The sequence below is a fragment of the Klebsiella michiganensis genome (assembly GCF_002925905.1).
In the GTDB taxonomy this organism is placed as follows: Bacteria; Pseudomonadota; Gammaproteobacteria; order Enterobacterales; family Enterobacteriaceae; genus Klebsiella; species Klebsiella michiganensis.
In genome coordinates this window covers 103,882-126,593 of record NZ_PRDB01000010.1, presented here as the reverse complement: position 1 = coordinate 126,593, position 22,712 = coordinate 103,882, and the positions used below count along the sequence as shown (strand labels likewise).

Here is a 22,712-nt window from a genome sequence, read left to right as displayed (position 1 = left end):
AGAAATGAAACATCGATATAGGGCGCTAAAACTCTGGAAGTTATAGTCACTGCATGATTTTAGTGTCGTTGAGCATCGCCAGGCTGAATTGTTACACGTTATACAAATAATGCGTCACAGCCCAAATCCCAACGGCAAAAACGGCTACTAACCCGGGGAGTGTTGATGTCCAATATACGACTGAGGAATGTCACCAAACGGTTCGGCAGTACAGTGACGCTGCATCAGGTAAATCTTGATATTGAAGATGGCGAGTTTGCGGTTTTCGTCGGTCCGTCAGGCTGCGGCAAATCGACGCTACTGCGAATGATTGCCGGTCTCGAAGAGGTGAGCGAAGGTGAAGTGCTTATTGGCGATGAGGTGATGAATGATGTCGTTCCTGCCCATCGCGGCGTCGCCATGGTATTCCAGTCCTATGCGCTCTACCCGCATATGACGGTAGCGGAAAATATGGGCTATGGCCTGAAGGTGAATAAAGTGCCAAAAGATGAAATTCGCCGCCAGGTTGAAATGGTGGCGAAAACGCTGCAGCTCTCTCATCTGCTGGATCGCAAACCTAAGCAGCTTTCCGGCGGCCAGCGCCAGCGCGTGGCGATCGGTCGCGCCATCGTGCGTAATCCACGGGTGTTTATGTTTGATGAACCCCTCTCCAACCTGGATGCCGAGCTGCGCGTTGAGATGCGCCTGCATATTGCTAAACTGCATCATGAACTCAAAACCACCATGGTTTATGTCACCCACGATCAGGTTGAAGCGATGACGCTGGCCGATAAAATCGTGGTAATGAACTACGGCAAAGTTGAGCAGATGGGTTCGCCGATGTCGCTGTATTACAACCCGGTCAATAAGTTCGTTGCGGGATTTATCGGTTCGCCGAAAATGAACTTCCTGCCCGCGACGGTCACCGCATGGCAGCCGGGCCAGCTTAGCGTGAAGATGGCGCAAGATCATAATCTGACGCTCAATATCACCACATCGCCGCTGCAGCCCGGCGCTGCCGTTACCCTCGGTATTCGCCCTGAACATCTCTCAACTGATGTGAATATCGGTACCGTAGTTGAGTTTCAATGTGAAGTCGTGGAGAGACTGGGTAACAACACCTATCTGTTCGGCCAGTGCTACGGCCACGATAACGTCAAAATTCTGCTGCCCGGCGACGTTCATTTCCGTCCATGGCAGAAGATAAGGGTCGCGTTTGACGATCGCTACTGCATGGTCTTCGACGAAAACGACCAGCGGATTAGCGCTGACATCGCTGCGCCGGACGCCCATTAAGCGCAACATATGACTGTCATGATTGCGCTTTAGAATATGAATCTGTGCTGACAACGCTTATTGCCAGCATACCAGCCCTCGTTTTTCTCCGCGACGCTCCAGGCCTTGGGCGTCGCGGTTCATCCACTGTTAGCCCGAATTCGTTGCTATCTTGCGGTTCGGGCCTTTTTCTACCCTGTGCTGAACCCTCTTTTATCTTTCGCGTATACTCATCGAACCCCTCAATAAAATAAGGAAATACTCATGACGACCCGGCATCAGGTGAGTCTGGTTACAGGGGTATTGATACTGGCCATTATCCTGCCGGTCGCGCTGAGCATCTGGCTGGCAATGCAGCAGGCCAAAGAGCAATTTTATAGCGAACTGGACAACTTTTCCGTCCGCGTACTGGCCCGCGTTCAGCAGGTTGCCGATCAGGCAAGAGAGGCGCTGAACGAAGCTGATGCGCATGCGGCTACCACCTGCAGTCCGCAGCATTTGCTCACGATGCGACGGATCGCCTATACCCATCGCTACGTTCAGGAAGTGCTGTGGTTACATGAGGGTATTCCGCAGTGCTCTTCCCTCGAAGATCATCAGGTTTCGGTTACCTTTCCTGCTCCCGACCACATCACGGCCGATGGCTATCGTACCTGGCTTACCTCAGTTAACGATCTGGGTCTGAAACATAAAATGACGGCCATGGGCAGCGAGCATCACGTGGTGATGATCGATCCCGTGTCGTTTATCGATGTCATTCCATTAGGCCATGAAGAGATTCACACGCTCTTGTTCGGCACGCAGCGCGATCAAATCATCATTAGCAGTAAACCGCTCAACGCTGCCGTCTGGGAGAAAATTAAGCATCAGTATGCCAGGACCCTAACCCTCGATAGCACCGTTTATCGTCTTCATCGTCTCCCGGAGTTGGGGCTGGCCATTGCCACCTGGTCCTCGACGGTGCCGCTGCAGAAAAAGCTACATCAGCAGCTGATGCTGTGGCTGCCGATTGGTCTGTTCACCAGCCTTCTGGCCTCATTTCTGCTGCTTCGCCTGCTGCGGAGGCTGCGCTCACCGCGTAATGGGATGCTGGACGCGCTGAATTCTCATGCCATCCAGGTTTATTACCAGCCCATTATTTCGCTGCAGAGTGGAAAGATCGTCGGCGCGGAGGCGCTTGCTCGCTGGAGGCAGCCCGATGGCAGTTTCTTATCGCCGGATATTTTTATTCCGCTTGCCGAACAAACCGGGCTGATTACCCGCTTAACCGAAGATATTGTACGGAAAATTTTTACCGAACTCGGTACCTGGCTGCGGCAGCGCCCGGAGATACACATCTCGATAAACCTGTCGGTTGATGATTTGCGTTCGCCAAGGCTGCCGATGCTGTTACAAGAGCAGCTTCAGCGCTGGGGCATCAGCGCTCAGCAGATCATTCTGGAAATCACCGAGCGCGGTTTTGTCGACCCGCAAACCACTCTGCCAGTCATCGCCGGCTATCGTCAGGCCGGACACCGTATCTCCATCGATGACTTCGGCACCGGCTATTCCAGCCTGAGCTATTTACAAAAGCTGGACGTTGATACCCTGAAAATCGATAAAGCATTTGTCGATACGCTGGAGTGTGAATCGCTGACGCCGCACATCATTGAAATGGCGAAAGCGCTCAATCTGGCGACCGTCGCAGAAGGCGTCGAAACCGAAAGCCAACGCGACTGGCTGCGCATGCATGGCGTGCTGTATGCCCAGGGCTGGCTTTATAGTAAGGCGCTGCCAAAAGAGAAATTTATTCTGTGGGCCGAGAATAACCTTAAGGCGTATTCATCGCCGTCCGGAACACATGATGACTGAGCCTATTTCAGATAGGATTTTATCACCTGCATCACCACATCAAGGTCAGCCTCACGCTGACCTTCTTCCGGCTCCTTCACGACATGATCCGTTAAATGTCCCTGGATAACCTGCATCATCATGCCGTTTACCGCACCGCGAATGGCAGCCAGCTGCTGTAGAACCTCTGCGCATTCATGCTCGCGGTTAAGCATTTTTTCCAGCGCGGCGCTTTGCCCCTGAATTTTCTTCAATCGGGTCAATAACATCTTCTTGTGACGAACGGTATGTGACATTTCGCGATCCACTATTTGATTAATCGATCGTTTCCACTAACGACCCTTGTATGCAATCAGAACAGCATAACATGCCCTACTCCCCCGGAGTATTTTTCTACTGGGGGTAGTATTTATGTACTGGGGGGGAGTAGCATACAAGCACTTTTTAGTTAGGGATCACGTTATGAACGATTTCGCTTCACTCTTGCAGCAGGGCAACGCCTGGCTATTTATTCCCAGCGCGATTCTGCTGGGCGCGCTGCACGGCCTTGAGCCCGGGCACTCAAAAACCATGATGGCGGCATTTATCGTGGCGGTGCGGGGAACATTAAAGCAGGCGGTGCTGCTGGGGTTGGCGGCGACGGTATCGCATACGGCGGTGGTCTGGCTGGTGGCCATGGCAGGCCTGTGGTTCGGCCGCGGCTGGAATGCACAAACGTCGGAACCCTGGTTTCAGCTGATCTCAGGGGGCCTTATCGTACTGATTGCCTGCTGGATGCTGGCGCGTACCTGGCGCGAATCGCGTTCACATACCCATACCCATGACCATACCCATGACCATACCCATGACCATACCCATGACCATGACCATGACCATGACCATGAACATGAACATGAACATGAACATGAACATCATCACGATCGCCACCTTGCGCATCAACATCATCCTCACGCTCACCAACCTTCGCGGGTTGCCGCCGATGACTGGCAGGACGCCCATCAGCGCGCGCATGCGCAAGCGATCAATCGCCGCTTTAACGGCCAGCGGGTCACCACCGGGCAGATCGTCTTGTTCGGACTGACGGGGGGACTCATTCCCTGCCCGGCATCCATTACCGTACTGCTCATTTGCCTGCAGTTGAAAAAGTTCTCGCTGGGGGCAACCCTGGTACTGGGGTTTAGCGTTGGGCTGGCGATCACCCTGGTGGCTTCCGGCGCAATTGCCGCCCTCAGCCTGAAGCACATGGCAAACCGCTGGCCCGGGCTGAACGATCTCTCGCGCAAAGCGCCGTGGATTTCCGGCACCCTGATTATGGTGGTGGGTTTTTATATGCTGCTGCATGGCTGGAGTCATCTGTAGCGCGTCTATCGCCATCCCCAAAAGCTATGGGGATGGCAAAGATGAATTACTCATCCAGAAGCGGGGCAAAGCCGCCGTATATCATTCGTTTTCCATCAAAGGGCATCGATTCGCCAAACTCTTTCATCCGCGGGTCGGCCATCATTTTGGCATTCGCGGCATCGCGAACCTCTTTAGAGGGATACTCAATCCAGCTGAACACCACCTCTTCACTCTCCTCCGCTTTCACCGCCAGGCGAAAATCGGTCAGCTTGCCATCCGGGACATCATCCGCCCAGCACTCGACCACGCGGAGTGCGCCAAACTCTTTAAATAATGGCGCGGCCTTTGCTGCCATCTCGCGGTATGCCTCCTTATTTTCCGCCGGTACGGCAACGACAAAACCATCAACGTACTTCATGAGTCTGCTCTCCGAAGTGAACAGTACGGCCGGAGAATCCGGCCGTATCTGAATTGATAAGTTTAGTCTCCAGGTCTGATGGCAGCGTAAAATCAGGAGATAGCCTCACCGGGTTTCGCCAGAGCCTTCCGCGCGGCTGGCTGATGAAACCACGGCAGACACAGCTGGATTAGCGGGCCGATAGTTAACGCATAGAGTACGGTTCCCACGCCAAACTTGCCGCCCATCATCCAGCCAATCAGCAGGACCGAAACTTCAATCGCGGTGCGGATACCGCGCAGCGACCACCCCGTACGAGCATGCAGACCGGTCATCAGCCCATCGCGCGGCCCGGGACCAAAGCCCGCGCCAATATACATCCCCGTCGCCAGCGCATTCAGTACGATAGCGCCCGCCAGCAGCAGGCTACGCGCCACCAGCGAATCCAACGGCGGCAGCACGGCTAAGGTCGCGTTTGCCGCCAGCCCCAGCACAATCACGTTGCTCACCGTACCCAGCCCCGGCATTTGCCGTAGCGGGATCCACAGCAGCAGCACTGCCGCTCCCGTCAGGATCATGACCGTACCAAAATCCAGATTAAACTGCTTACCGATCCCCAGATGAAAAACATCCCACGGATCGGCCCCCAGATTGGCATGCACAAATAACGCGGTCGACACGCCGTACAGGACCAGACCAATGTAAAGTTGCAGCAAGCGACGTACCATTTTTCACCTCAGGGCAATTGCGATTTCCCTTATCATCAGTAAAAATGGATTGATAATTAATGGCCAGTTTTTAAAAAGTGGATTGCTATGTTATCTCGTCGCTTTGGTGCACAATCGCTGGTACGGCTGCTCGGTCACTGGCAGGAGTCCACTTCTCGCACGCCTATCTGGCGTCAGCTTGCAGAAGCGCTGCGCCTGCTCATCCTCGATGGCCGCCTGGCGCTGGAAACGCGACTGCCCGGCGAACGTGAACTGGCGGCTGCCCTGAATATCAGCCGCACCACGGTTGCCAGCGCGCTGGGTCAGCTTCGGGAAGAAGGCTATCTCTACAGCCGTCAGGGAAGCGGTTCGCGGATCGCCTTGCCGGAGCGTCCGGTAGAGGCGGCGGCCAAACAAACGGACCCGCTATCGGTGAATCTGGCCGTTGCCGCCCTTAGCGCCGGCCCCGAGATCCATCAGGCCTACAGCCAGGCCTTAAAGATCATGCCTGAACATTTATCCAACACCGGTTACGATCAACAAGGGCTCCCGCTTCTGCGCGAAGCCATCGCCCGCCGCTATAGCGAACGCGGGCTGCCAACCCGCAGCGATGAAGTGATGATCGTCAACGGGGCGCTTAGCGGCTTTGCGCTGGTACTGCGTTTATTCACCGGGCCCGGCGATCGGGTGGTGGTGGATGCGCCAACTTACCCCATGGCGCTTAGCGCGATACAGGGCGCATCATGTCGTCCGGTTAGCGTGGCGTTACCGCAGCAGGGATGGGATTGCGATGGTCTGGCGGCAACGATTGCCCAAACGGCTCCGCGTCTGGCCTGGCTGATGCCGGATTTTCATAATCCCACCGGCCGCTGTATGGATAGCGCAACGCGCCAGCGGGTAGCGGACATCGCCGCACAAACCCGCACCACGCTGGTGGCAGACGAAACGATGGTGGATTTATGGTATGACGCCCCGCCGCCGCCGCCTTTAGCGGCATTTAATCCTGATGCCCCGGTGATAACCATCGGTTCAGCGGGAAAAAGCTTCTGGGGCGGCCTGCGAATAGGTTGGATCCGCGCTTCTTCGCGAACCATTGCTTCGCTGGTTCAGGCCCGCGACTCTCTCGATCTCGGCTCCCCGCTGCTGGAACAGCTGGCCTGCTGCTGGTTGCTTGAGAATGAGAACAGGCTGCTACCGTCACGGCGCGCCATGCTGGCGACTCGCCGGGATATGTGCGGCGCGCTGATGGCGGAATATTTTCCCCACTGGCACTTCACGCCGCCGGAAGGAGGACTCTCTTTTTGGGTGGAATTACCGGGAATGCTGGCGACGCTCTTTTCCGTTCGCGCTGAAAGCCGGGGAATTCACATCGGGACGGGAACTCGCTTTGGCCTGGCCGGCGCGTTTGATCGCTATTTGCGTTTGCCCTTTACCCTTTCGGATGACGAACTGCGCAGCGCGTTTACGACATTGCAGCCGTTGTGGCATAGTCTGACTGAGCAGAAAGAGAGTTTCCGCCTGAGGAAAATCATTTAAGAAAATATCGACGGGCTGGAGCCAGCCCGTCAAAAACCATCATCCATGACGCATATGAGATGTTTTTATAAAATTGCGCTTCAATTTTGTCTTTCTGACGTGTCAGCCCGATGACAAAATTGCAATAGTTTCATTAATGCTGACGCGGGATCGGAAACCCTTTCAGAGAAATAATAAAGCCGTCTTCATCTTTTTTTATTTTTGCCCCTGTGTCACACCAGTCGGAGGCAATGCGAAAGAACTCATCGCTACCGATATTCCAGTTCAGGCGTACGTGCTTAACGTATCCGGAACGCAGCATATCGCAGGCTTCGCTATAGTTGCTGGCTGTAGAGAGTTGTTGTTTCATTTTTTCTTCTTCAGAATTTTACGTAATGCTTTGATTTCTTTAGGGGTTAATGGAGACGCTTCCTCTTCGGTATGCTGGCTATCGATATCTTCTTCCGAAACCCCCGCCTCGTCTGCTGATTCCGCTACCTGAAAGGCCAGCAGCAGCAGTTTCTCCGTAGCTGTTCCTAAATTTTCGTTATTTTCTTCCGCATACTGACGCAGCTTTTCTTTTAACTCGCCATCAATTTTTACGTTCAGAACCACAGTGGTCATAGTCACGCTTCCCGTGAAATAAAATCATCATATAATTAATACACGAAGTTAACATGCTGATCCAGAGATATATTTTTAGCTTATATCAAACAACATTTTCCCATGAATAATCTGCACGTTATATATGACATAAAGATGACAATAATATTTCAGTTAAATTTCAAATTTATGACGTAGTGAATTTTTTGGCATAAAAAATAGAGGGTTTAGAAACCAAAAATACTCACAATATATCTGTGGATATTAAATATGAAGGCTGAGGGAAACCATGGAATGAATGCGAATAGCGAGAGGGTACCCTGAAATGGGTGGGGGCCCTGCCAGCTACATCCCGGCACACACGTCGTCTGCTCTGGCTGCTTCCTTCCGGACCTGACCTGGTAAACAGAGTAGCGTTGCGGGAGAACCAACAGAGCCCCCATTGAGAGCGTTAGTTACCTAACGCGCTGGCGCATTATCCCTGCTGAACCCCTGAATTGCAAGCCGCCGGCGATTGGGTGCTGGTTTATTGCGCAAAGTCGCGTCTACAGCGGCTTCTCAGCGTAAAATGGCCCCGATCCCCTTATGAGATTGCGAGCACACTCTCAGCGGAAATCCTCGCCAGCGGCCATAATGAGGCTTATCTACCGTCTTTTTTAATCAACGCACTGTCTCAATGGTATATGAATGAGTGAATCACCGCGTTTAATCACTACCCTGGCGATGCCGGCCATCGCCGAAGTGACCGTTTCCTTCCGCGGTTTAAACTTTCTGCGTCCGGAGGTCATCCTCGATTTTGTGACGATTAGCAATAATCAGCTGCTCGCCGTCACCCCGGTCGCGCTGCTCTACTCTACCGTCGGCGTCCTTCAGCACATTGAATTACGTAAACTCCCCATCGACGTCAGCGGTCGCGTGGTGTATCCGATATCAACGCTTAAGCTTCCGGCAATGCGCGCAAAGCTGGTGATTAACGCCCAGTCAAAACGCCTGAAGTTTCTTGAAACACTGCTGAGCAATACGGCGAATGAAAATGTTCATGGCATGCAGGTGCTGGGTCTGGCGCTGGAATTTACCATCGTTAAATCGGCCTGACCCGCTATCTGTACAGCCCGTCATACAACGCTTATCCTGAGCCTTTTCCGGCAACAGGACGTACTATGGATTCTCACGATACTTTTCCGCAGCGGGTCTGGCAGATAGTCGCCTCGATTCCAGAGGGATACGTTGCCACCTACGGCGACATTGCTCAGCTGGCGGGTTCACCGCGAGCGGCTCGCCAGGTGGGCGGAGTATTAAAGCGCCTGCCGGAAGGATCGACTCTCCCCTGGCATCGGGTCGTCAACCGCCACGGCGATATCTCCCTTACCGGACCAGATCTGCAGCGCCAACGCCAGGCGCTACTGGCGGAGGGCGTCCAGGTTTCAGGCAACGGACATATTGATCTGCAGCACTACCGCTGGATTTATTGAAGGCAAAAAAATGCCCCTGTAAAGGGGCATGGTGGGGAGTTACTGGGCAGCAGGAGCGCTGTTGTTCGCCACCGGCACCGCCGTTTGCTGAACCGGCACCAGCACCAGATCGGCCCGGTTACCGCCCTGGTTAATCACCGTCTGCACGGTATCGGTAATAAACATCAGCTGACCGTTAACGGTAATCGCCGCGCTGAGAAGAATGCGGGCATTAGGCTGAATTTGCGCCTGGTTATAGGGCAGGACAAAGTTAAACGGCGCCTGCTTCCCTTCGGTCCTTACCGCTTTTTGCGACAGCACGTGCGCTGGCGCATCGGCCAGAGACGCATCCGACAGGGTTACGGTCAATACCGCGTCCGGCGGTAACGCCACGCGCTGTCGAATATTGATGGTCCCGGATACGTTAGGCTGCTGCTGCGAGGAGCTTAGTGAGGCAATGCCATAAGGATCGGGCGCCGCCTGGTTCGCTGCATTGCTGTTGTGGTTGTTCGCACAGGCAGACAGCGTAGCCGCTACGGCTAAAGCACTTAACATATAGGCAAATTTCATTCTTTTCTCCTTTTCATCCCTTCTTTAACAGGAGTACATCCAGCCACAATCGGGGACAGGACATTAGTATCGTGAATAAGTGTGGCACAGATCTCAGATCTCTTCCTGGAAAAGAGCCCATATTCAGATTATTGAACCCATCGGACCACTTGCGATTCCAGGTTATACTTTGCCTCAATAACGCGCTGCGCCAGGCAGTCATCATTGATTGAGGATAACTATGAGTCAGGCACTAACCCATTTGCTGGCATTGTTAAATCTGGAAAAAATTGAAGAGGGATTGTTCCGCGGACAGAGCGAAGATCTGGGATTGCGACAGGTCTTTGGCGGCCAGGTAGTGGGTCAGGCGCTGTATGCGGCAAAAGAGACGGTGCCCTCAGAACGCCTGATTCACTCGTTTCACAGCTACTTCCTGCGTCCCGGCGATAGCCTGAAACCTATCATCTATGATGTTGAAGTCCTGCGCGATGGCAATAGCTTCAGCGCCCGCCGGGTGGCGGCGATTCAAAACGGGAAGCCCATTTTCTATATGACCGCCTCTTTCCAGGCGCCAGAACCCGGCTATGAACATCAGAAAACTATGCCAGCGGCACCCGCTCCGGACGCGCTTCCCTCCGAAACGGATATTGCCCGCAAGCTGGCCCACCTGCTGCCGCCGCAGGTCAAAGAGAAATTTCTCTGCGATAAACCGCTGGAGATTCGCCCGGTCGAATTCCATAACCCTCTGAAAGGACACGTTGCAGAACCAACGCGTCAGGTCTGGATCCGCGCCAACGGCGCAGTGCCGGAAGATCTCCGCACCCATCAGTCTCTGCTGGGCTACGCTTCGGATTTTAACTTCCTGCCCGTTGCCCTGCAGCCTCACGGCGTCGGTTTTCTGGAGCCGGGTATGCAGGTTGCCACCATCGATCACTCAATGTGGTTCCACCGCCCGTTCAACATCAACGACTGGCTGCTGTACAGCGTTGAGAGCACCTCCGCCTCCAGCGCGCGCGGTTTTGTCCGCGGCGAGTTCTACACTCAGGACGGTACGCTGGTGGCTTCCACGGTGCAGGAAGGCGTCATGCGTAATCGCAACGCATAAAAAAGCAGAGCCTCCCCGAGGGGAGGCTCTGCAGCTTCAGGAGATAACTCGTTTTATCAGGCGTTGTAGGCGTTTTCGCCGTGGCTGTTTACGTCCAGCCCTTCACGCTCTTGATCTTCCGGTACGCGCAGGCCAACGGTCATATCGGCAACCTTGTAACCGATAAAGGCGACGACGCCGGACCAGACGATGGTGATACCGATGCTTTCCAGCTGTACCAGAACCTGATGGCCCATGGTGACGCCTTCAGCGTAGCCCACACCGCCCAGAGAAGTCGCGGCGAAGATACCGGTCAGGATGCAACCTACGATACCGCAGACGCCGTGGACGCCAAACACATCGCACGGGTCATCAACGCGCAGCCAGCGTTTCAGAACGGTGACGCCCCACAGACCCGCAAGGCCCGCAGCGATACCCACAATCAGCGAGCCGCCGACGCCAATGTAGCCACAGGCCGGAGTGATGCCGACCAGACCGGCAATCGCCCCTGAACAGGCGCCCAGCAGTGACGGCTTGCCGCGGGTGGCCCACTCGCCGAAGGTCCATGCCAGGATAGCCGCCGCCGTTGCAACCACGGTGTTAACGAACGCCAGACCGGCAATTTCGTTCGCCGCGCTTGCTGAACCGGCGTTAAAGCCGAACCAGCCAACGTAGAGGATGGCGGTGCCGGTGAAAACCATCGGCAGGTTATGCGGTTTGAACGCTTCTTTACCAAAGCCGACGCGTTTGCCCATCATGTAGGCGCCCACCAGCCCCGCGACCGCGGCGTTGATGTGAACAACCGTACCGCCGGCGAAATCAAGCGCGCCGTGCGTAGCCAACAGACCGCCGCCCCATACCATGTGCGCAATCGGCACATAAGAGAGCGTCATCCATACCACAACGAATATCAGTACCGCCGAGAAGCGAATACGTTCCGCCAGCGCACCGACGATCAGGCCAACGGTAATACAGGCAAAGGAGCCCTGGAAAGCAACGTGGATGTACTGATAGAAGCTCCCCATCAGCGCTTTCAGTTCAATATTTTTCAGCAGTACCCAGTCGAAGTTGCCGAAGAAGCTGCCGCCAGCGCCGAAGGCCAGCGTGTAGCCATAAACCACCCACAGTACGCAGACCAGCGCAAACGTCACGATGACCTGCGTCAGCATGGAGAGAACGTTTTTACCGCGGATCAGCCCGCCGTAGAACAGCGCGATGCCCGGAATCGTCATAAACAGCACCAGCGCGGTGCAAATCATCATAAAAGCGTTGTCGGCTTTGTCCGCGACCGCCGGTGCGGCCATCGCCAGCCCCGGAAGAAGAGCCAACGCTCCCAGACCTGTTTTCATTGTTGCTATCTTCATTGTTTCGTTCCCCATCACTGTGTGGTCTGAAAGTTACAGTGCCGCTTCGTCTGATTCGCCGGTACGGATGCGAATCACGCGCTGCAGCTCGGCGACAAAGATTTTGCCGTCGCCAATCTTTCCGGTGTAAGCCGCTTTACTGATGACATCGACGACTTCGTCCAGCTGATCGTCGGCAATCGCGACGTCAATCTTCACTTTCGGCAGAAAATTGACGCTATATTCCGCGCCGCGATAGAGCTCCGCGTGGCCTTTCTGACGGCCGAACCCTTTAACTTCAGTGACCGTCAGGCCCTGAATACCCATTGAAGATAATGCTTCACGCACGTCTTCCAGTTTGAATGGTTTGATTACCACGGTAACCAGCTTCATAAGTCCCCTCCAGTCAGAATTCGGTAATGGCCGCAGCTAACACGTCTCTAATAAAGCAAGGGCTATGCCAGAAATGAAAAAGGACCGCCAGGCGGCCCTTTTTGAGGAGGAAGGAGAATAATTCGGCGGAAACGAAGCGGCAAAATGCCTCTTTTGCCTGAAACTGCACCATTTCAGTGCGCAGCTTGTGACGATTTTGCACCACCTCAGGCCGCGGCGGCGCCGCTGCCTGTTTATGGTGCATCAGGCGATAAGCGACTCTTCCTGCGCGCTGGCCGCCAGCTCTTCGCCAGCCAGCTGCAGCTGATACATCTGCCAGTAGCGGCCTCTGGCCGCCAGCAGCTGCTGGTGACTTCCGCGCTCAACGGCCTGACCGCGGTGCAGTACCAGGATCGTATCGGCCTCGACGATGGTCGATAAGCGGTGCGCAATCACCACCAGCGTGGTGTGCTCGCGCACCCGAGCCAGAGCCTGCTGAATCGCCTGCTCGGTACCGGAATCGATATTGGCCGTCGCCTCATCAAGTATCAGCACCTGCGGCGTATCGACCAGCACCCGCGCCAGCGCCAGCAGCTGTTTCTGGCCAACGGAGAGATTATTCCCCTGCTCGCCCAGCAGCGTATAAATACCGTTTTCCATTTCACGGGCCAGCGCCGCCAGCTGTACCGCTTCCAGCGCTTCCCACACCTGCTCTTCGCTGATGTCGCGACCGAGGGTGACGTTGGCATAGAAGGTGTCAGCCAGCACCACCGGATCCTGCTGCACCATCGCAATCCCCTGACGCAGCGCGCTGTGGCTTAAGGAAGAAAGCGGACGACCGTCGATGCGAATCTCTCCCTGGGTTAACGGGTAGTAGCCCATCATCAGGCTGGCCAGGGTGCTTTTACCGCTCCCGGTATGACCAACCAGCGCCACAAAGCTGCGGGACGGGATATCGAGATTAATATCCTGCAACACCAGGCTATCGTCGCGGTAGGCAAAAGAGACATGATCGATACTCATCGCCCCGCTGCGCAGCGGCTCGCTATCTTCACCCCACGCCTGACGCGGTTTGTCCATGAGCTCGAAGACGCGCTCGCCCGCCACGACCGCCTGCTGCAGCATTGACTGCTGGGTGGTCAGCTCGATCAGCGGCTCGTTCAGTCGCCCAAGATAGCTAATAAAGGCGTATAGCACCCCGACTTCGATCGTTCCGCTGCTGCTGAAACCAAACAGCATCAGCAGGCCGCAGAGAATTAATGAAGAGAACAGGCTCAGCAGTGGGCGCAGCAGGAAGCCATCAAGACGCAGGGTTTGCATACGCGCCAGATAGTGGGCGTAGCTGGCCTCGCGCATCCGCTCGCCGAACCGCGCCTGCTGGCGGAACTGCTGGATGACGCCCATGCCGTTAATCACTTCATTAAAACCGTCGTTGATGTCCGCCAGCCAGGCGCGAACCCGCCTGACGATGGGCGTGCTGTAGCGCTGATAAATCATCATCACGATCAGCACCGCCGGGAAAATAGCGATAGCCACCAGCGCCATCCGCCAGTCAAGGCTGAACATCGCCACCAGCATCGCGCCAATCAAAGCGGCGCTTCGTAGCACGGTCGCCACCACGGTCACGTAGAGATCGCGAATCACTTCGGTATCGTTGGTAACCCGCGAGATGAGCTGCCCGACCGGCTGCGTATCAAACTCGCTGAGCGGCTGACGCAGCGCGGCGTCCATCACATCGCTGCGCAGCTGCTGCACCACGCCGACCGCCGCGCGATTAAACAGCAGCGCCTGGCAATAATGCAGGCCAGCGGCAAGAAGTTGCAGGCCGATATAGGCCACGGCGAGACCGCAGACCAGCTTCAACGGCAGCGAGTGCTTCGCCACCATATTGTCGATAAAGTAGCTGATCAGCAGCGGGCCGCTGACTTCCGCCACCGCCGCAACCCACATCATGGCAACCGCTATCATCAGCGGTTTACGCCACGGGGAGCCGTAGGCCAGCAGGCGCTTTAACGTCGGCCAGAGTTCAGTGAAACTACGCACCGGCGACCTCCTTATCTTCCTGCGGGACATCATCCAGCGCCGCTTCCAACTGCTGATAACGGTACATGTCCCGATACCACCCCGGCTGCGCCGTCAGCGCCTCATGGCGACCGCGCTGGGAAATATGCCCGTGCTGCATCACCAGAATTTCGCTGGCCTCGGTCAACGCCGACAGGCGATGGGCGCTAATGATCACCGTCCGCCCCTCTCCCCACTGCCGCAGGTTATGCAAAATCTGGTGCTCCGTTCTGCCGTCCACCGCCGACAGCGCATCATCAAGGATCAGGATCTCCGCCTCCAGCAGCAGCGCGCGGGCGATGGAAATACGCTGCTTTTGCCCGCCGGAAAGCATCACGCCGCGCTCGCCGACTTCGGTGTTATACCCCTGCGGCAGGCGCAGGATATCCTCATGCACGCTGGCAAGCCGCGCTACGTGCTCGATTTGCTCCTGCGTGGCGTCCGGTTTACCGAGTGCGATGTTGCTGGCGACGGTATCGGAGAACAGGAACGGTGTCTGATTAACCACCGCCAGCCGGGCGCGCCAGCTATCCAGCTGTAGCCGGGTCAGGGGAACGTCGTGGAAGCGGATATCGCCCTCGGTGACGTCAAAATGACGCTGAATCAGCGCCAGAATGGTGCTCTTGCCGGAGCCGGTCGGCCCGCAAATCCCCAGCATCTGCCCGGGCTGGAGCGTAAAGTTGACCTTTTCCAGCGAGGCCTTGTTCGCCTGCGGGTAGATAAACTCGCGCACGGCGACGCTAAGCGCACCGCGCCCTTCCGGCGTCGGCTCGCTGCCGTCGTTCACCACCGGCGCCTCCTCCAGCATAGTGCGAATGCGCGCATAGGCCGCGCTACCGCGCTCAACGATGTTAAACATCCACGCCAGCGCCAGCATTGGCCAGATCATCAGGCCGAGGTACATCACAAAGCTGGTGAGCTGACCCAGGGTCAGGCTGCCCTGAATCACCATCCAGCTGCCGCCGCCGATGGCCAGCAGGTTAGCGGTCCCGATAGCGATATAAATCGTCGGGTCAAAGCGGGCGTCGATACGCGCCACGCGCATGTTTTTCGCCCCGGTATCCGCGGCGTCGGCGGCAAACAGCGCCGACTGTCGGTCTTCGAGGCCAAAGGCTTTGATCATGCGGATGCTGGTCAGGCTCTCCTGGGTGCGGTCGTTGAGGCTGGAGAAGGCCGCCTGCGCGACGCGAAAGCGTTCGTGTAATGCATCGCCGTTACGCTTAATCGCCAGCGCCATCAGCGGCATGGGCAGTAGCGCCAGCAGAGTTAACTGCCAGCTGATTTGCGTCGACATGACAATCAGCACCGCGCAGCCCATGACCAGCGAGTCAACCAGGGTTAATACCCCCTCGCCGGCGGCGAACACCACCCGATCCACATCGTTGGTGGCGCGAGCGATCAGATCGCCGGTACGATGGCGCAGGTAAAAGGCCGGATGCTGGCGGCTGAGCTGGCGATAGAAATCCTCGCGCAGTTCGACGGCCAGCTGATAAGAGGCGCCGAAAAGCAATACGCGCCAGACGTAGCGCAGCAGATAGACCATCACCGCAATAACGACCAGCAGGCCGATCCACATCCACACCTTTTCCGCGGTGTAATGTTGTTTTGTTACGCCGTCAACCACGATACCCACCACCTTTGGCGGCACCAGTTGCAGAATGGCAATGACGATCAGCAGAGCAATAGCGCCGAGGTAACGACGCCACTCCCGGCGGAAATACCAGCTAAGTTGGGCAAATAATCGCAAGCAGTTAAATCCTGAGTGTGTAATTCGGTAGCGGCTGATGCCGTTAATCAATCGGCAAGGCAGTGGTGTATTTTATCTGTTCCATGGCAAAACTCGAAGTGACATCCGAGAGCCCCGGCACGCTGTTAACCAGGCGTTTATAAAAATCATCGTAGTTCTTCATATCCGCCACCTGGACCCGCAGCAGGTAGTCATACTCCCCCGCCATACGCCAGAAACCGAGAACCTCCGCCATCTGCGTGACTTCGCTGACGAAGCGGCAATACCAGTCGCTACTGTGATGCTGAGTCTTAATCAGCACAAACGCCGTCAGCCCAAGCCCGACCTTTTCCGCATCCAGCAGCGCGACGCGCCCACGCAGAATACCTTCATCTTCCAGCCGCTTCAGGCGCTTCCAGCAGGGCGTGGTGGTCAGATTAACGGCATCGGCCAGCGCCTGCAAAGAGAGGGTGCAGTCGGTTTGCAGTAAAGAAAGCAGCTTACGGTCAATTTTATCTAACATAGGGCACCTTGGGAGAAAAATTTACTCCATTCATTGTAATTGAAAGGCTAAATGGCAACAATTTTTCCTTCGATTTCCGCTAAGCTGGGCACAAAATGACAAACAGGAATTTGAGATGAACAGCGCCTGGGTTAAACACGCGATTAGTGAAATTAATGCCGATTATCAGCGTTCCGCCGACACGCACCTTATTCGTCTGGCGCTTCCGGGGTTCCCGGGGATCCAGCTCTACCTGAAGGATGAAAGCACCCATCCAACCGGTAGCCTGAAGCACCGCCTGGCCCGCTCGCTGTTTCTCTATGGTCTGTGCAACGGCTGGATTAAAGAAGGGACAACGATTATCGAATCCTCTTCCGGTTCGACCGCCGTCTCTGAAGCCTACTTCGCCCGTCTCTTAGGCCTGCCGTTTATCGCCGTGATGCCTTCCTGTACGGCAAAACGTAAAATTGAACAAATTGAGTTCTACGGCGGCCGCTGCCACTTCGTCGATAGCGCCTGCGAAATCTATGCCGCCTCCGAAACCCTGGCCCGCGAGCTGAACGGCCATTATATGGATCAGTTTACCTATGCCGAACGGGCGACCGACTGGCGGGGAAACAATAATATCGCCGACAGTATCTTCCGTCAGATGAACCACGAGCCGCATCCGCAGCCGTCGTATATCGTGATGAGCGCGGGCACCGGGGGCACCTCTGCCACTATCGGACGCTACATTCGCTGTCAGGGCTACGATACACAGCTGCTGGTGGTTGACCCACAAAACTCGGTGTTTATGGACTACTGGCAGAGCCGCGACGCCAGCCTGCGCAGCCCGGTCGGCAGTAAAATTGAGGGCATCGGCCGCCCGCGCGTCGAACCGTCGTTTATTCCCGACGTGGTCGATGAGATGCTGCGGGTACCGGATGCCGCCAGCGTCGCCACCGCGCTATGGCTGGAAACGCTGCTCGGACGTAAGGTCGGCGCCTCCACCGGCACCAACATGTGGGGCGTACTGCAGCTGGCCGTGCGGATGCGCGAAGAGGGGCGCACCGGCTCTCTCGTCACGCTGCTGTGCGACAGCGGTGAACGTTATCTGGAAACCTACTACAACCCGCAGTGGGTAGCGGCCAATATTGGCGATATCTCCTCATGGCAGGCACAAATCGCCGACATGCTGCAGGCAAAATAAAAGAAGCCAGATATCACAGGATATCTGGCTTGCTGGCAGGGTCTCTTTATTCGGGGGAATAAGGAAGATCGGGATTATCCAGCCAATGAGTCAAAAAGTGGGAGACGGCCTGATGACGGCAGTCGCCAATAACCGGTAGATGTGGGAGTTCCGCTTTCAGCTGATTCATCGCATTGCCCATAATCACGCCGCGCCCGACGCTGCCGAGCATTTCCAGGTCGTTCATGGCGTCACCGAACGCCATACAATCCTGCATCGTCAGCCCCAGATGCTGGCTTAATACCGCCAGCGCCGCGCCTTTGTTACAGCCGCCAGGCAACACTTCAAGGCAATCCATCGCCGAAAAACAGAGATCCGCTCGGCCGCCCAGCGCTTCACTCAGTTGAAGCCTTAGCCGCCGCAAATCGTCATGATCGCCGCAGAAGCAGATTTTAGTGACCTGATGCGCCGGCATTCGCTTTGGATCGTACAGCTGATAACGAAAACCGCTAAAGACGTGCGCTTTCAGTAATTCCGGGATCGCCTGCCCGGTGTACCAGCCGCCGTCGTTAAAGAAATGCATACTGGCCGTGGTTTCCCAGGCGCTGTGCAGCACCTCTTCCGCCACATCGGGAGCCAGATCGCGGCGATACAGCTCCTCACCTTCCAGAGAGTGAATGCGCGTCCCGTTGCCGGTGATTAAAAACGCATCCAGAGAGAACTCGCCGATAACGTGGCGCATTTCCAGAGCATGACGACCGGTGGCGAAAGTCAGGGTGATATCGCGATCGCGCAGACGTTTGAGCGTCGAAAGCGTTTTTTCTCCCAGACGATGGTCCGGCATCAGTAGCGTACCGTCCATATCGAATGCAGCCAGTCTTGCCATCTTCTGCTCCCCAAATCGTGGTGGATTTTGCTTGTGTTGCAGTATTGCCTGAGATATACGGAAGTAATAGTGAATAGATAAATTTTATTGTTCCGGGTTTACCAATCTACGCAGGATTACACAGCGATGAGGCTATTAAACCGTCTGCATCAGTACCAGCGACTCTGGCAGCCCTCCGCCGGAGAGCCGCAGCAGGTAACCGTCGGCGAGCTGGCCGAACGCTGCTTTTGCAGCGAACGCCACATTCGAACCCTGCTACGTCAGGCGCAAGAGTCCGGCTGGCTAAGCTGGCAGGCCAGCTCCGGTCGCGGAAAGCGCGGGCTACTCCAGTTTTATAAAGCGCCGGAAGCGCTGCGCAATGAGATGATGGAGCAGGCGCTGAATAAAGGGCAGCAGCAAAATGCCCTCGAACTGGCCCAGCTGGCGCCGGTGGAGCTTAAAGCGCTGCTTTCCCCCTTTCTCGGCGGCCAATGGCAGAACAATACGCCGACCCTGCGTATTCCTTACTACCGTCCGCTGGAGCCGCTGCGCCCGGGTTTTATGCCGGGACGCGCGGAGCAGCACCTGGCCGGGGAGATATTTTCCGGTCTGACCCGATTTGATGCGCAGAGTACCTGTCCGATAGGCGATTTAGCCCATCACTGGGAGGTGTCGCCTGACGGCCTGCGCTGGCACTTTTATATTCGTTCTACCCTGTTCTGGCACAACGGCGATCCGATTAAAACCTCACAGCTGCAGCAGCGGCTCCTGATGCTGCTGCAGCTGCCCGCGCTGCGCACGCTGTTCGCCAGTATCAGCGAAATTAGCGTAACCCACTCCCAGTGTCTGACTATCACCCTGCATCGCGCCGATTACTGGCTGCCGTTCCGCCTTGCCAGCTACTGCAGCGTGCTGGCGCATCCTGACGATCCGGCGATCGGCAGCGGACCGTTTCGCCTGAAGCGATTTACTGCGGACCTGGTGCGGCTGGAAAACCATCAGCGCTATCATCTCACTCACCCGCTGCTGCAGGCCGTGGAGTACTGGATCACGCCGCAGTTGTTCGAGCAGGATCTGGGCACCAGCTGTCGTCATCCGGTACAGATAACCATTGGCGATCCTGACGAACTGACCAGACTACGTCAGGTCAGCAACAGTATTAGCCTCGGCTTTTGCTATCTGACGCTGCGCCAGAGCCCTCGTCTTAACAAAGCGCAGGCGCAAAGGCTGGTCTCGCTGATTCATCGCTCCACCCTGTTAGAAACCCTGCCGCTGGATGAGGATCTGATCGCGCCCAGCAACGAAGTATTGCCGGGCTGGTCTATTCCGCAGTGGCCTGAAAATCATAGTACCCCTCTGCCCGAACGGCTTACGCTGCTCTATCACCTCCCCGTAGAGCTACACGCTATGGCGGATCGGCTTCGTCAACGGCTGGCGGAACTGGACTGTGAGCTGACGATTATTTTCCATGATGCGAAAAACTGGGATGGCTGCCAGCAGTTTGCACAGGCGGACCTGATGATGGGCGACCGCCTGATTGGCGAAGCGCCGGTCTATGCGCTGGAGCAGTGGCTACGCTGCGACGTGCTGTGGCCTAATTTGCTGACCGGGGCGCAATATGCGCATCTCCAGGCGACGCTGGATGCCGTTCAGGCCTTACCGGACGAACGCAGCCGTAGCGAAGCGTTGCGCAACGTCTTTAACAGCCTGATGGACGATGCCATCATGACGCCGCTGTTCAATTATAATTATCGCATCAGCGCGCCGCCGGGGGTCAACGGACTACGGCTAAACGCGCGCGGCTGGTTTGATTTCGCCAGCGCCTGGCTACCGGCCTCTACGCCGTGACGGGGCTGGTGGTCACGTTCATCAGGCGCTACCATATGCGCCTCACTTCGATTGTCAGGAATTACCATGAAACGCGCCGTAGTTGTCTTCAGCGGAGGACAAGATTCGACGACCTGCCTGGTGCAGGCTCTGCAACAGTATGATGAAGTGCATTGCGTCACTTTTGATTATGGCCAACGTCATCGCGCGGAGATTGACGTTGCTCGCGAACTGGCGCTAAAGCTGGGGGCCGTGGCCCATAAAGTCCTTGATGTCACCCTGCTTAACGAACTGGCGGTCAGCAGCCTGACCCGCGATAGCATTCCGGTTCCGGATTATGAACCGGACGCCAGCGGCATTCCGAATACCTTCGTACCCGGGCGCAACATTCTGTTTTTAACCCTGACGGCCATTTACGCGTATCAGGTGAAGGCGGAAGCTATTATCACCGGCGTTTGCGAGACCGACTTTTCGGGCTACCCGGACTGCCGCGACGAGTTCGTGAAAGCGCTGCACCATGCCGTCAGCCTCGGTATGGCGAAAGATATTCGCTTTGAGACGCCGCTAATGTGGCTTAACAAAGCCGAAACGTGGGCCCTGGCCGATTACTGGGGCCAGCTCGACCTGGTGCGCCATGAAACCCTCACCTGCTATAACGGCATTAAAGGCGACGGCTGCGGGCAGTGCGCCGCCTGTAACCTCCGCGCCAACGGGCTGAGCCAGTATCTGGGCGATAAGGTTGGGGTGATGACGGTGATGAAGCAGAAAACCGGGCTCCAGTAACCGGTTACTTCCCGGCGGCGCGGCGGGATCGCAGGCGGCTCACGATGCATAGCCCGGTCAGATACGCAGAAGCGCTTTCGGGGAAGTTCTGCCACTTTCTGTGCGCTTGCTCACGGGGGCGGCGCGATGCGCCTGCCCGCGCTACCGGATCGCAGACAGCTAAGGAAACGTAGATACTGTGAACGCCTGCAACCATTTTTAGTTGCCGATACTTTCTCCGGCTCCCGGATGACAGGCACACCAACGACAGCACTCTCTGGTGCTGTCGTTTTTTCTCAGGGAACGTTGTTACGCTATCAACAGCTCATGCTGTGACGCATCGAACGCCTTTCCTGACTTCAGTACTCCATAAGCCACCTGCGCCAGCTTTCGCATCATCGCCCCTATGATGACTTTTGCCCGCTTTCCGCTCTCTTCCAGCCTTTTCCTGAACGCTTTTCCCCACGCCGTATGGTACAGCGCCGATAACGCTGGCATGTATAACGCCTTGCGCAGTTGAACCGGCCCCGCTTTGCTCATCCGGCTCGCCCGCATCACGCTGCTGCCCGACTCATGCTGCACCGGCGTCAGTCCTGCATACGCCGCGAACTGCCGCGCTGTACCGAACTTCAGCCTCAGGCCCGTATACGCCAGCAGAACAGCCGCTGTTTTCTCCCCGATGCCCGGGATACTGTTCAGCAGCTTCCGCCGTCGTTTCATATCCGGGTCGTTATCCGTCAGGTCTTTTATCTGTTTTTCGATACGTGCCAGCTCCGCGCTCAGACATCCCAGCAGGATGTCAATGCTGGCCAGCTGAACCTCCGGCGCGGTTTCTCGCCGGTTTTTCTCCTGCGTCTGCATCTCTGTCAGCGCCTGATGCCTTAACACCAGGGCTTTCAGTGCCCGCTCTGTCGGATGAGGGGCCTCCCAGGCTGACGGGCGTTTTTCCCGGCAGAAGTGAGCCAGCATACGGGCGTCCACTTTGTCAGTTTTACTGCGCAACCCCTCACTCTGTGCGAAAGCTTTACTGAGGGCGGGGTTGATGATGGACACGGTATACCCGGCATCACTCAGATGCGCGGCCGCGTCTTCCATGTAGGTGCTGGTGGACTCCATGCAGACATGGGCACGGTTCACGTCATGGCCGCGAAGCCAGCGGACCAGCGCTTCGTGTCCGGAGAGGGTATTGTCAAATTTTTTACAGCGATGCCGGCCATCAGGGCGAAGAATATCGACATCCAGTTTAGCTTTGGCGACATCAATACCGATGAAGTGGAGTTCATTTTCCATAGTGAAACCAACCTTGCAAATACGGGTTACCGGTGAAAGCCGGTCCATGATACTGTCCGGTTTAT

At 56.2% G+C, this 22,712-nt stretch carries 24 protein-coding genes and 1 other RNA gene; 10 read left to right on the top strand and 15 right to left on the bottom strand.

Annotated elements, in window-relative coordinates; all coding sequences use genetic code 11:
• Positions 1-165: 165 nt before the first annotated feature.
• Positions 166-1,275, top strand: coding sequence for an ABC transporter ATP-binding protein (locus CDA56_RS20285; protein WP_004848307.1), 1,110 nt, complete (start codon positions 166-168; stop codon positions 1,273-1,275).
• Positions 1,276-1,518: 243 nt separating this feature from the next.
• Complete coding sequence (locus CDA56_RS20280; protein ID WP_102803070.1) at positions 1,519-3,105, top strand: EAL domain-containing protein; 1,587 nt, start codon at positions 1,519-1,521, stop codon at positions 3,103-3,105.
• Positions 3,106-3,107: 2 nt separating this feature from the next.
• On the opposite strand, the gene CDA56_RS20275 is transcribed toward CDA56_RS20280, so the two are convergent.
• Positions 3,108-3,380 carry a metal-sensing transcriptional repressor gene (locus CDA56_RS20275; RefSeq protein WP_004129869.1) on the bottom strand — a complete coding sequence of 91 codons (273 nt, stop codon included), beginning with the start codon at positions 3,378-3,380 and terminating at the stop codon, positions 3,108-3,110.
• A 166-nt stretch (positions 3,381-3,546) separates the two neighbouring features.
• Here CDA56_RS20275 and CDA56_RS20270 point away from each other — a divergent pair, with 166 nt between their 5' ends.
• Entirely contained in the window at positions 3,547-4,443 is an 897-nt protein-coding gene (locus tag CDA56_RS20270) for a nickel/cobalt efflux protein RcnA (protein ID WP_103815111.1), read from the top strand.
• 46 nt (positions 4,444-4,489) lie between these two features.
• On the opposite strand, the gene CDA56_RS20265 is transcribed toward CDA56_RS20270, so the two are convergent.
• Together CDA56_RS20265 and yczE are read right to left on the bottom strand one after the other, a co-directional pair.
• Positions 4,490-4,843 carry a DUF1428 domain-containing protein gene (locus tag CDA56_RS20265; protein WP_004848301.1) on the bottom strand — a complete coding sequence of 118 codons (354 nt, stop codon included), beginning with the start codon at positions 4,841-4,843 and terminating at the stop codon, positions 4,490-4,492.
• 92 nt (positions 4,844-4,935) lie between these two features.
• Complete coding sequence (gene yczE / locus CDA56_RS20260; RefSeq protein WP_014228193.1) at positions 4,936-5,550, bottom strand: membrane protein YczE; 615 nt, start codon at positions 5,548-5,550, stop codon at positions 4,936-4,938.
• Positions 5,551-5,637: 87 nt separating this feature from the next.
• Between yczE and yczR the strand changes: the two genes are divergently transcribed.
• Complete coding sequence (gene yczR, locus CDA56_RS20255) at positions 5,638-7,065, top strand: MocR-like transcription factor YczR (RefSeq protein ID WP_032748270.1); 1,428 nt, start codon at positions 5,638-5,640, stop codon at positions 7,063-7,065.
• A 133-nt stretch (positions 7,066-7,198) separates the two neighbouring features.
• Here yczR and CDA56_RS20250 read toward each other — a convergent pair whose 3' ends face one another.
• The 3 genes from CDA56_RS20250 to ffs form a co-directional block, all read right to left on the bottom strand.
• Positions 7,199-7,414 (bottom strand): hypothetical protein, encoded by a 216-nt coding sequence (locus CDA56_RS20250; RefSeq protein WP_004129860.1) that lies wholly within the window; start codon positions 7,412-7,414, stop codon positions 7,199-7,201.
• On the bottom strand, positions 7,411-7,668 hold the full coding sequence (locus CDA56_RS20245; protein ID WP_004848294.1) for a hypothetical protein: 258 nt from the start codon (positions 7,666-7,668) through the stop codon (positions 7,411-7,413). The genes CDA56_RS20250 and CDA56_RS20245 overlap by 4 nt, the downstream gene beginning before the upstream one ends.
• Positions 7,669-7,983: 315 nt before the next feature.
• Positions 7,984-8,080, bottom strand: an RNA gene (ffs, locus tag CDA56_RS20240) — signal recognition particle sRNA small type.
• 254 nt (positions 8,081-8,334) lie between these two features.
• Between ffs and CDA56_RS20235 the strand changes: the two genes are divergently transcribed.
• Complete coding sequence (locus CDA56_RS20235; RefSeq protein ID WP_025107156.1) at positions 8,335-8,742, top strand: hypothetical protein; 408 nt, start codon at positions 8,335-8,337, stop codon at positions 8,740-8,742.
• A 65-nt stretch (positions 8,743-8,807) separates the two neighbouring features.
• On the top strand, positions 8,808-9,119 hold the full coding sequence (locus tag CDA56_RS20230) for an MGMT family protein (protein WP_057173774.1): 312 nt from the start codon (positions 8,808-8,810) through the stop codon (positions 9,117-9,119).
• 39 nt (positions 9,120-9,158) lie between these two features.
• Here CDA56_RS20230 and CDA56_RS20225 read toward each other — a convergent pair whose 3' ends face one another.
• Complete coding sequence (locus tag CDA56_RS20225; RefSeq protein WP_004848288.1) at positions 9,159-9,668, bottom strand: YbaY family lipoprotein; 510 nt, start codon at positions 9,666-9,668, stop codon at positions 9,159-9,161.
• 220 nt (positions 9,669-9,888) lie between these two features.
• On the opposite strand from CDA56_RS20225, the gene tesB reads away from it, so the two are divergent.
• On the top strand, positions 9,889-10,752 hold the full coding sequence (tesB, locus tag CDA56_RS20220; protein WP_004848287.1) for an acyl-CoA thioesterase II: 864 nt from the start codon (positions 9,889-9,891) through the stop codon (positions 10,750-10,752).
• Positions 10,753-10,808: 56 nt separating this feature from the next.
• Here the strand turns inward: tesB and amtB are convergent, their stop codons facing one another.
• Genes amtB through CDA56_RS20190 form a run of 6 tightly spaced genes read right to left on the bottom strand, consistent with a single transcriptional unit; the run spans position 10,809 to position 16,756 of the window.
• Positions 10,809-12,095 (bottom strand): ammonium transporter AmtB, encoded by a 1,287-nt coding sequence (gene amtB, locus CDA56_RS20215; protein ID WP_004848284.1) that lies wholly within the window; start codon positions 12,093-12,095, stop codon positions 10,809-10,811.
• A 33-nt stretch (positions 12,096-12,128) separates the two neighbouring features.
• Complete coding sequence (glnK, locus tag CDA56_RS20210; RefSeq protein ID WP_004099573.1) at positions 12,129-12,467, bottom strand: P-II family nitrogen regulator; 339 nt, start codon at positions 12,465-12,467, stop codon at positions 12,129-12,131.
• Between the two features lie 13 nt (positions 12,468-12,480).
• Positions 12,481-12,711, bottom strand: coding sequence for a hypothetical protein (locus tag CDA56_RS20205; protein ID WP_004848281.1), 231 nt, complete (start codon positions 12,709-12,711; stop codon positions 12,481-12,483).
• The gene (locus tag CDA56_RS20200; protein ID WP_025107159.1) at positions 12,711-14,489 is read right to left on the bottom strand and encodes a SmdB family multidrug efflux ABC transporter permease/ATP-binding protein; all 1,779 of its coding nucleotides are present in this window, start codon (positions 14,487-14,489) and stop codon (positions 12,711-12,713) included. The genes CDA56_RS20205 and CDA56_RS20200 overlap by 1 nt, the downstream gene beginning before the upstream one ends.
• Positions 14,482-16,254 (bottom strand): SmdA family multidrug ABC transporter permease/ATP-binding protein, encoded by a 1,773-nt coding sequence (locus tag CDA56_RS20195; RefSeq protein ID WP_102803068.1) that lies wholly within the window; start codon positions 16,252-16,254, stop codon positions 14,482-14,484. Before CDA56_RS20195 ends, CDA56_RS20200 begins: the two co-directional genes overlap by 8 nt.
• A 43-nt stretch (positions 16,255-16,297) precedes the next feature.
• Entirely contained in the window at positions 16,298-16,756 is a 459-nt protein-coding gene (locus CDA56_RS20190; RefSeq protein ID WP_004135994.1) for an Lrp/AsnC family transcriptional regulator, read from the bottom strand.
• Between the two features lie 115 nt (positions 16,757-16,871).
• Between CDA56_RS20190 and CDA56_RS20185 the strand changes: the two genes are divergently transcribed.
• Positions 16,872-17,924: a PLP-dependent cysteine synthase family protein gene (locus tag CDA56_RS20185; protein WP_048261427.1), complete on the top strand. Its 1,053-nt coding sequence runs from the start codon at positions 16,872-16,874 to the stop codon at positions 17,922-17,924.
• 46 nt (positions 17,925-17,970) lie between these two features.
• Here the strand turns inward: CDA56_RS20185 and cof are convergent, their stop codons facing one another.
• The gene (gene cof / locus CDA56_RS20180; RefSeq protein ID WP_014228185.1) at positions 17,971-18,789 is read right to left on the bottom strand and encodes an HMP-PP phosphatase; all 819 of its coding nucleotides are present in this window, start codon (positions 18,787-18,789) and stop codon (positions 17,971-17,973) included.
• A gap of 126 nt (positions 18,790-18,915) precedes the next feature.
• Between cof and CDA56_RS20175 the strand changes: the two genes are divergently transcribed.
• Both CDA56_RS20175 and queC read left to right on the top strand, forming a co-directional pair.
• Positions 18,916-20,616, top strand: a complete 1,701-nt coding sequence (locus CDA56_RS20175) for an SgrR family transcriptional regulator (RefSeq protein ID WP_025107163.1) — start codon at positions 18,916-18,918, stop codon at positions 20,614-20,616.
• Between the two features lie 66 nt (positions 20,617-20,682).
• Positions 20,683-21,378, top strand: coding sequence for a 7-cyano-7-deazaguanine synthase QueC (gene queC / locus CDA56_RS20170; RefSeq protein ID WP_014228183.1), 696 nt, complete (start codon positions 20,683-20,685; stop codon positions 21,376-21,378).
• Positions 21,379-21,666: 288 nt separating this feature from the next.
• Here queC and CDA56_RS20165 read toward each other — a convergent pair whose 3' ends face one another.
• Complete coding sequence (locus tag CDA56_RS20165; RefSeq protein WP_032747738.1) at positions 21,667-22,647, bottom strand: IS110 family RNA-guided transposase; 981 nt, start codon at positions 22,645-22,647, stop codon at positions 21,667-21,669.
• Between the last annotated feature and the right edge of the window lie 65 nt (positions 22,648-22,712).

Coding starts and splice junctions, on each gene's coding strand:
- CDA56_RS20285 (WP_004848307.1), top strand. CDS start 166: ATGTCCAATATACGACTGAGGAATGTCACCAAACGGTTCGGCAGTACA.
- CDA56_RS20280 (WP_102803070.1), top strand. CDS start 1,519: ATGACGACCCGGCATCAGGTGAGTCTGGTTACAGGGGTATTGATACTG.
- CDA56_RS20275 (WP_004129869.1), bottom strand. CDS start 3,380: ATGTCACATACCGTTCGTCACAAGAAGATGTTATTGACCCGATTGAAG.
- CDA56_RS20270 (WP_103815111.1), top strand. CDS start 3,547: ATGAACGATTTCGCTTCACTCTTGCAGCAGGGCAACGCCTGGCTATTT.
- CDA56_RS20265 (WP_004848301.1), bottom strand. CDS start 4,843: ATGAAGTACGTTGATGGTTTTGTCGTTGCCGTACCGGCGGAAAATAAG.
- yczE (WP_014228193.1), bottom strand. CDS start 5,550: ATGGTACGTCGCTTGCTGCAACTTTACATTGGTCTGGTCCTGTACGGC.
- yczR (WP_032748270.1), top strand. CDS start 5,638: ATGTTATCTCGTCGCTTTGGTGCACAATCGCTGGTACGGCTGCTCGGT.
- CDA56_RS20250 (WP_004129860.1), bottom strand. CDS start 7,414: ATGAAACAACAACTCTCTACAGCCAGCAACTATAGCGAAGCCTGCGAT.
- CDA56_RS20245 (WP_004848294.1), bottom strand. CDS start 7,668: ATGACCACTGTGGTTCTGAACGTAAAAATTGATGGCGAGTTAAAAGAA.
- CDA56_RS20235 (WP_025107156.1), top strand. CDS start 8,335: ATGAGTGAATCACCGCGTTTAATCACTACCCTGGCGATGCCGGCCATC.
- CDA56_RS20230 (WP_057173774.1), top strand. CDS start 8,808: ATGGATTCTCACGATACTTTTCCGCAGCGGGTCTGGCAGATAGTCGCC.
- CDA56_RS20225 (WP_004848288.1), bottom strand. CDS start 9,668: ATGAAATTTGCCTATATGTTAAGTGCTTTAGCCGTAGCGGCTACGCTG.
- tesB (WP_004848287.1), top strand. CDS start 9,889: ATGAGTCAGGCACTAACCCATTTGCTGGCATTGTTAAATCTGGAAAAA.
- amtB (WP_004848284.1), bottom strand. CDS start 12,095: ATGAAGATAGCAACAATGAAAACAGGTCTGGGAGCGTTGGCTCTTCTT.
- glnK (WP_004099573.1), bottom strand. CDS start 12,467: ATGAAGCTGGTTACCGTGGTAATCAAACCATTCAAACTGGAAGACGTG.
- CDA56_RS20205 (WP_004848281.1), bottom strand. CDS start 12,711: ATGCACCATAAACAGGCAGCGGCGCCGCCGCGGCCTGAGGTGGTGCAA.
- CDA56_RS20190 (WP_004135994.1), bottom strand. CDS start 16,756: ATGTTAGATAAAATTGACCGTAAGCTGCTTTCTTTACTGCAAACCGAC.
- CDA56_RS20185 (WP_048261427.1), top strand. CDS start 16,872: ATGAACAGCGCCTGGGTTAAACACGCGATTAGTGAAATTAATGCCGAT.
- cof (WP_014228185.1), bottom strand. CDS start 18,789: ATGGCAAGACTGGCTGCATTCGATATGGACGGTACGCTACTGATGCCG.
- CDA56_RS20175 (WP_025107163.1), top strand. CDS start 18,916: ATGAGGCTATTAAACCGTCTGCATCAGTACCAGCGACTCTGGCAGCCC.
- queC (WP_014228183.1), top strand. CDS start 20,683: ATGAAACGCGCCGTAGTTGTCTTCAGCGGAGGACAAGATTCGACGACC.
- CDA56_RS20165 (WP_032747738.1), bottom strand. CDS start 22,647: ATGGAAAATGAACTCCACTTCATCGGTATTGATGTCGCCAAAGCTAAA.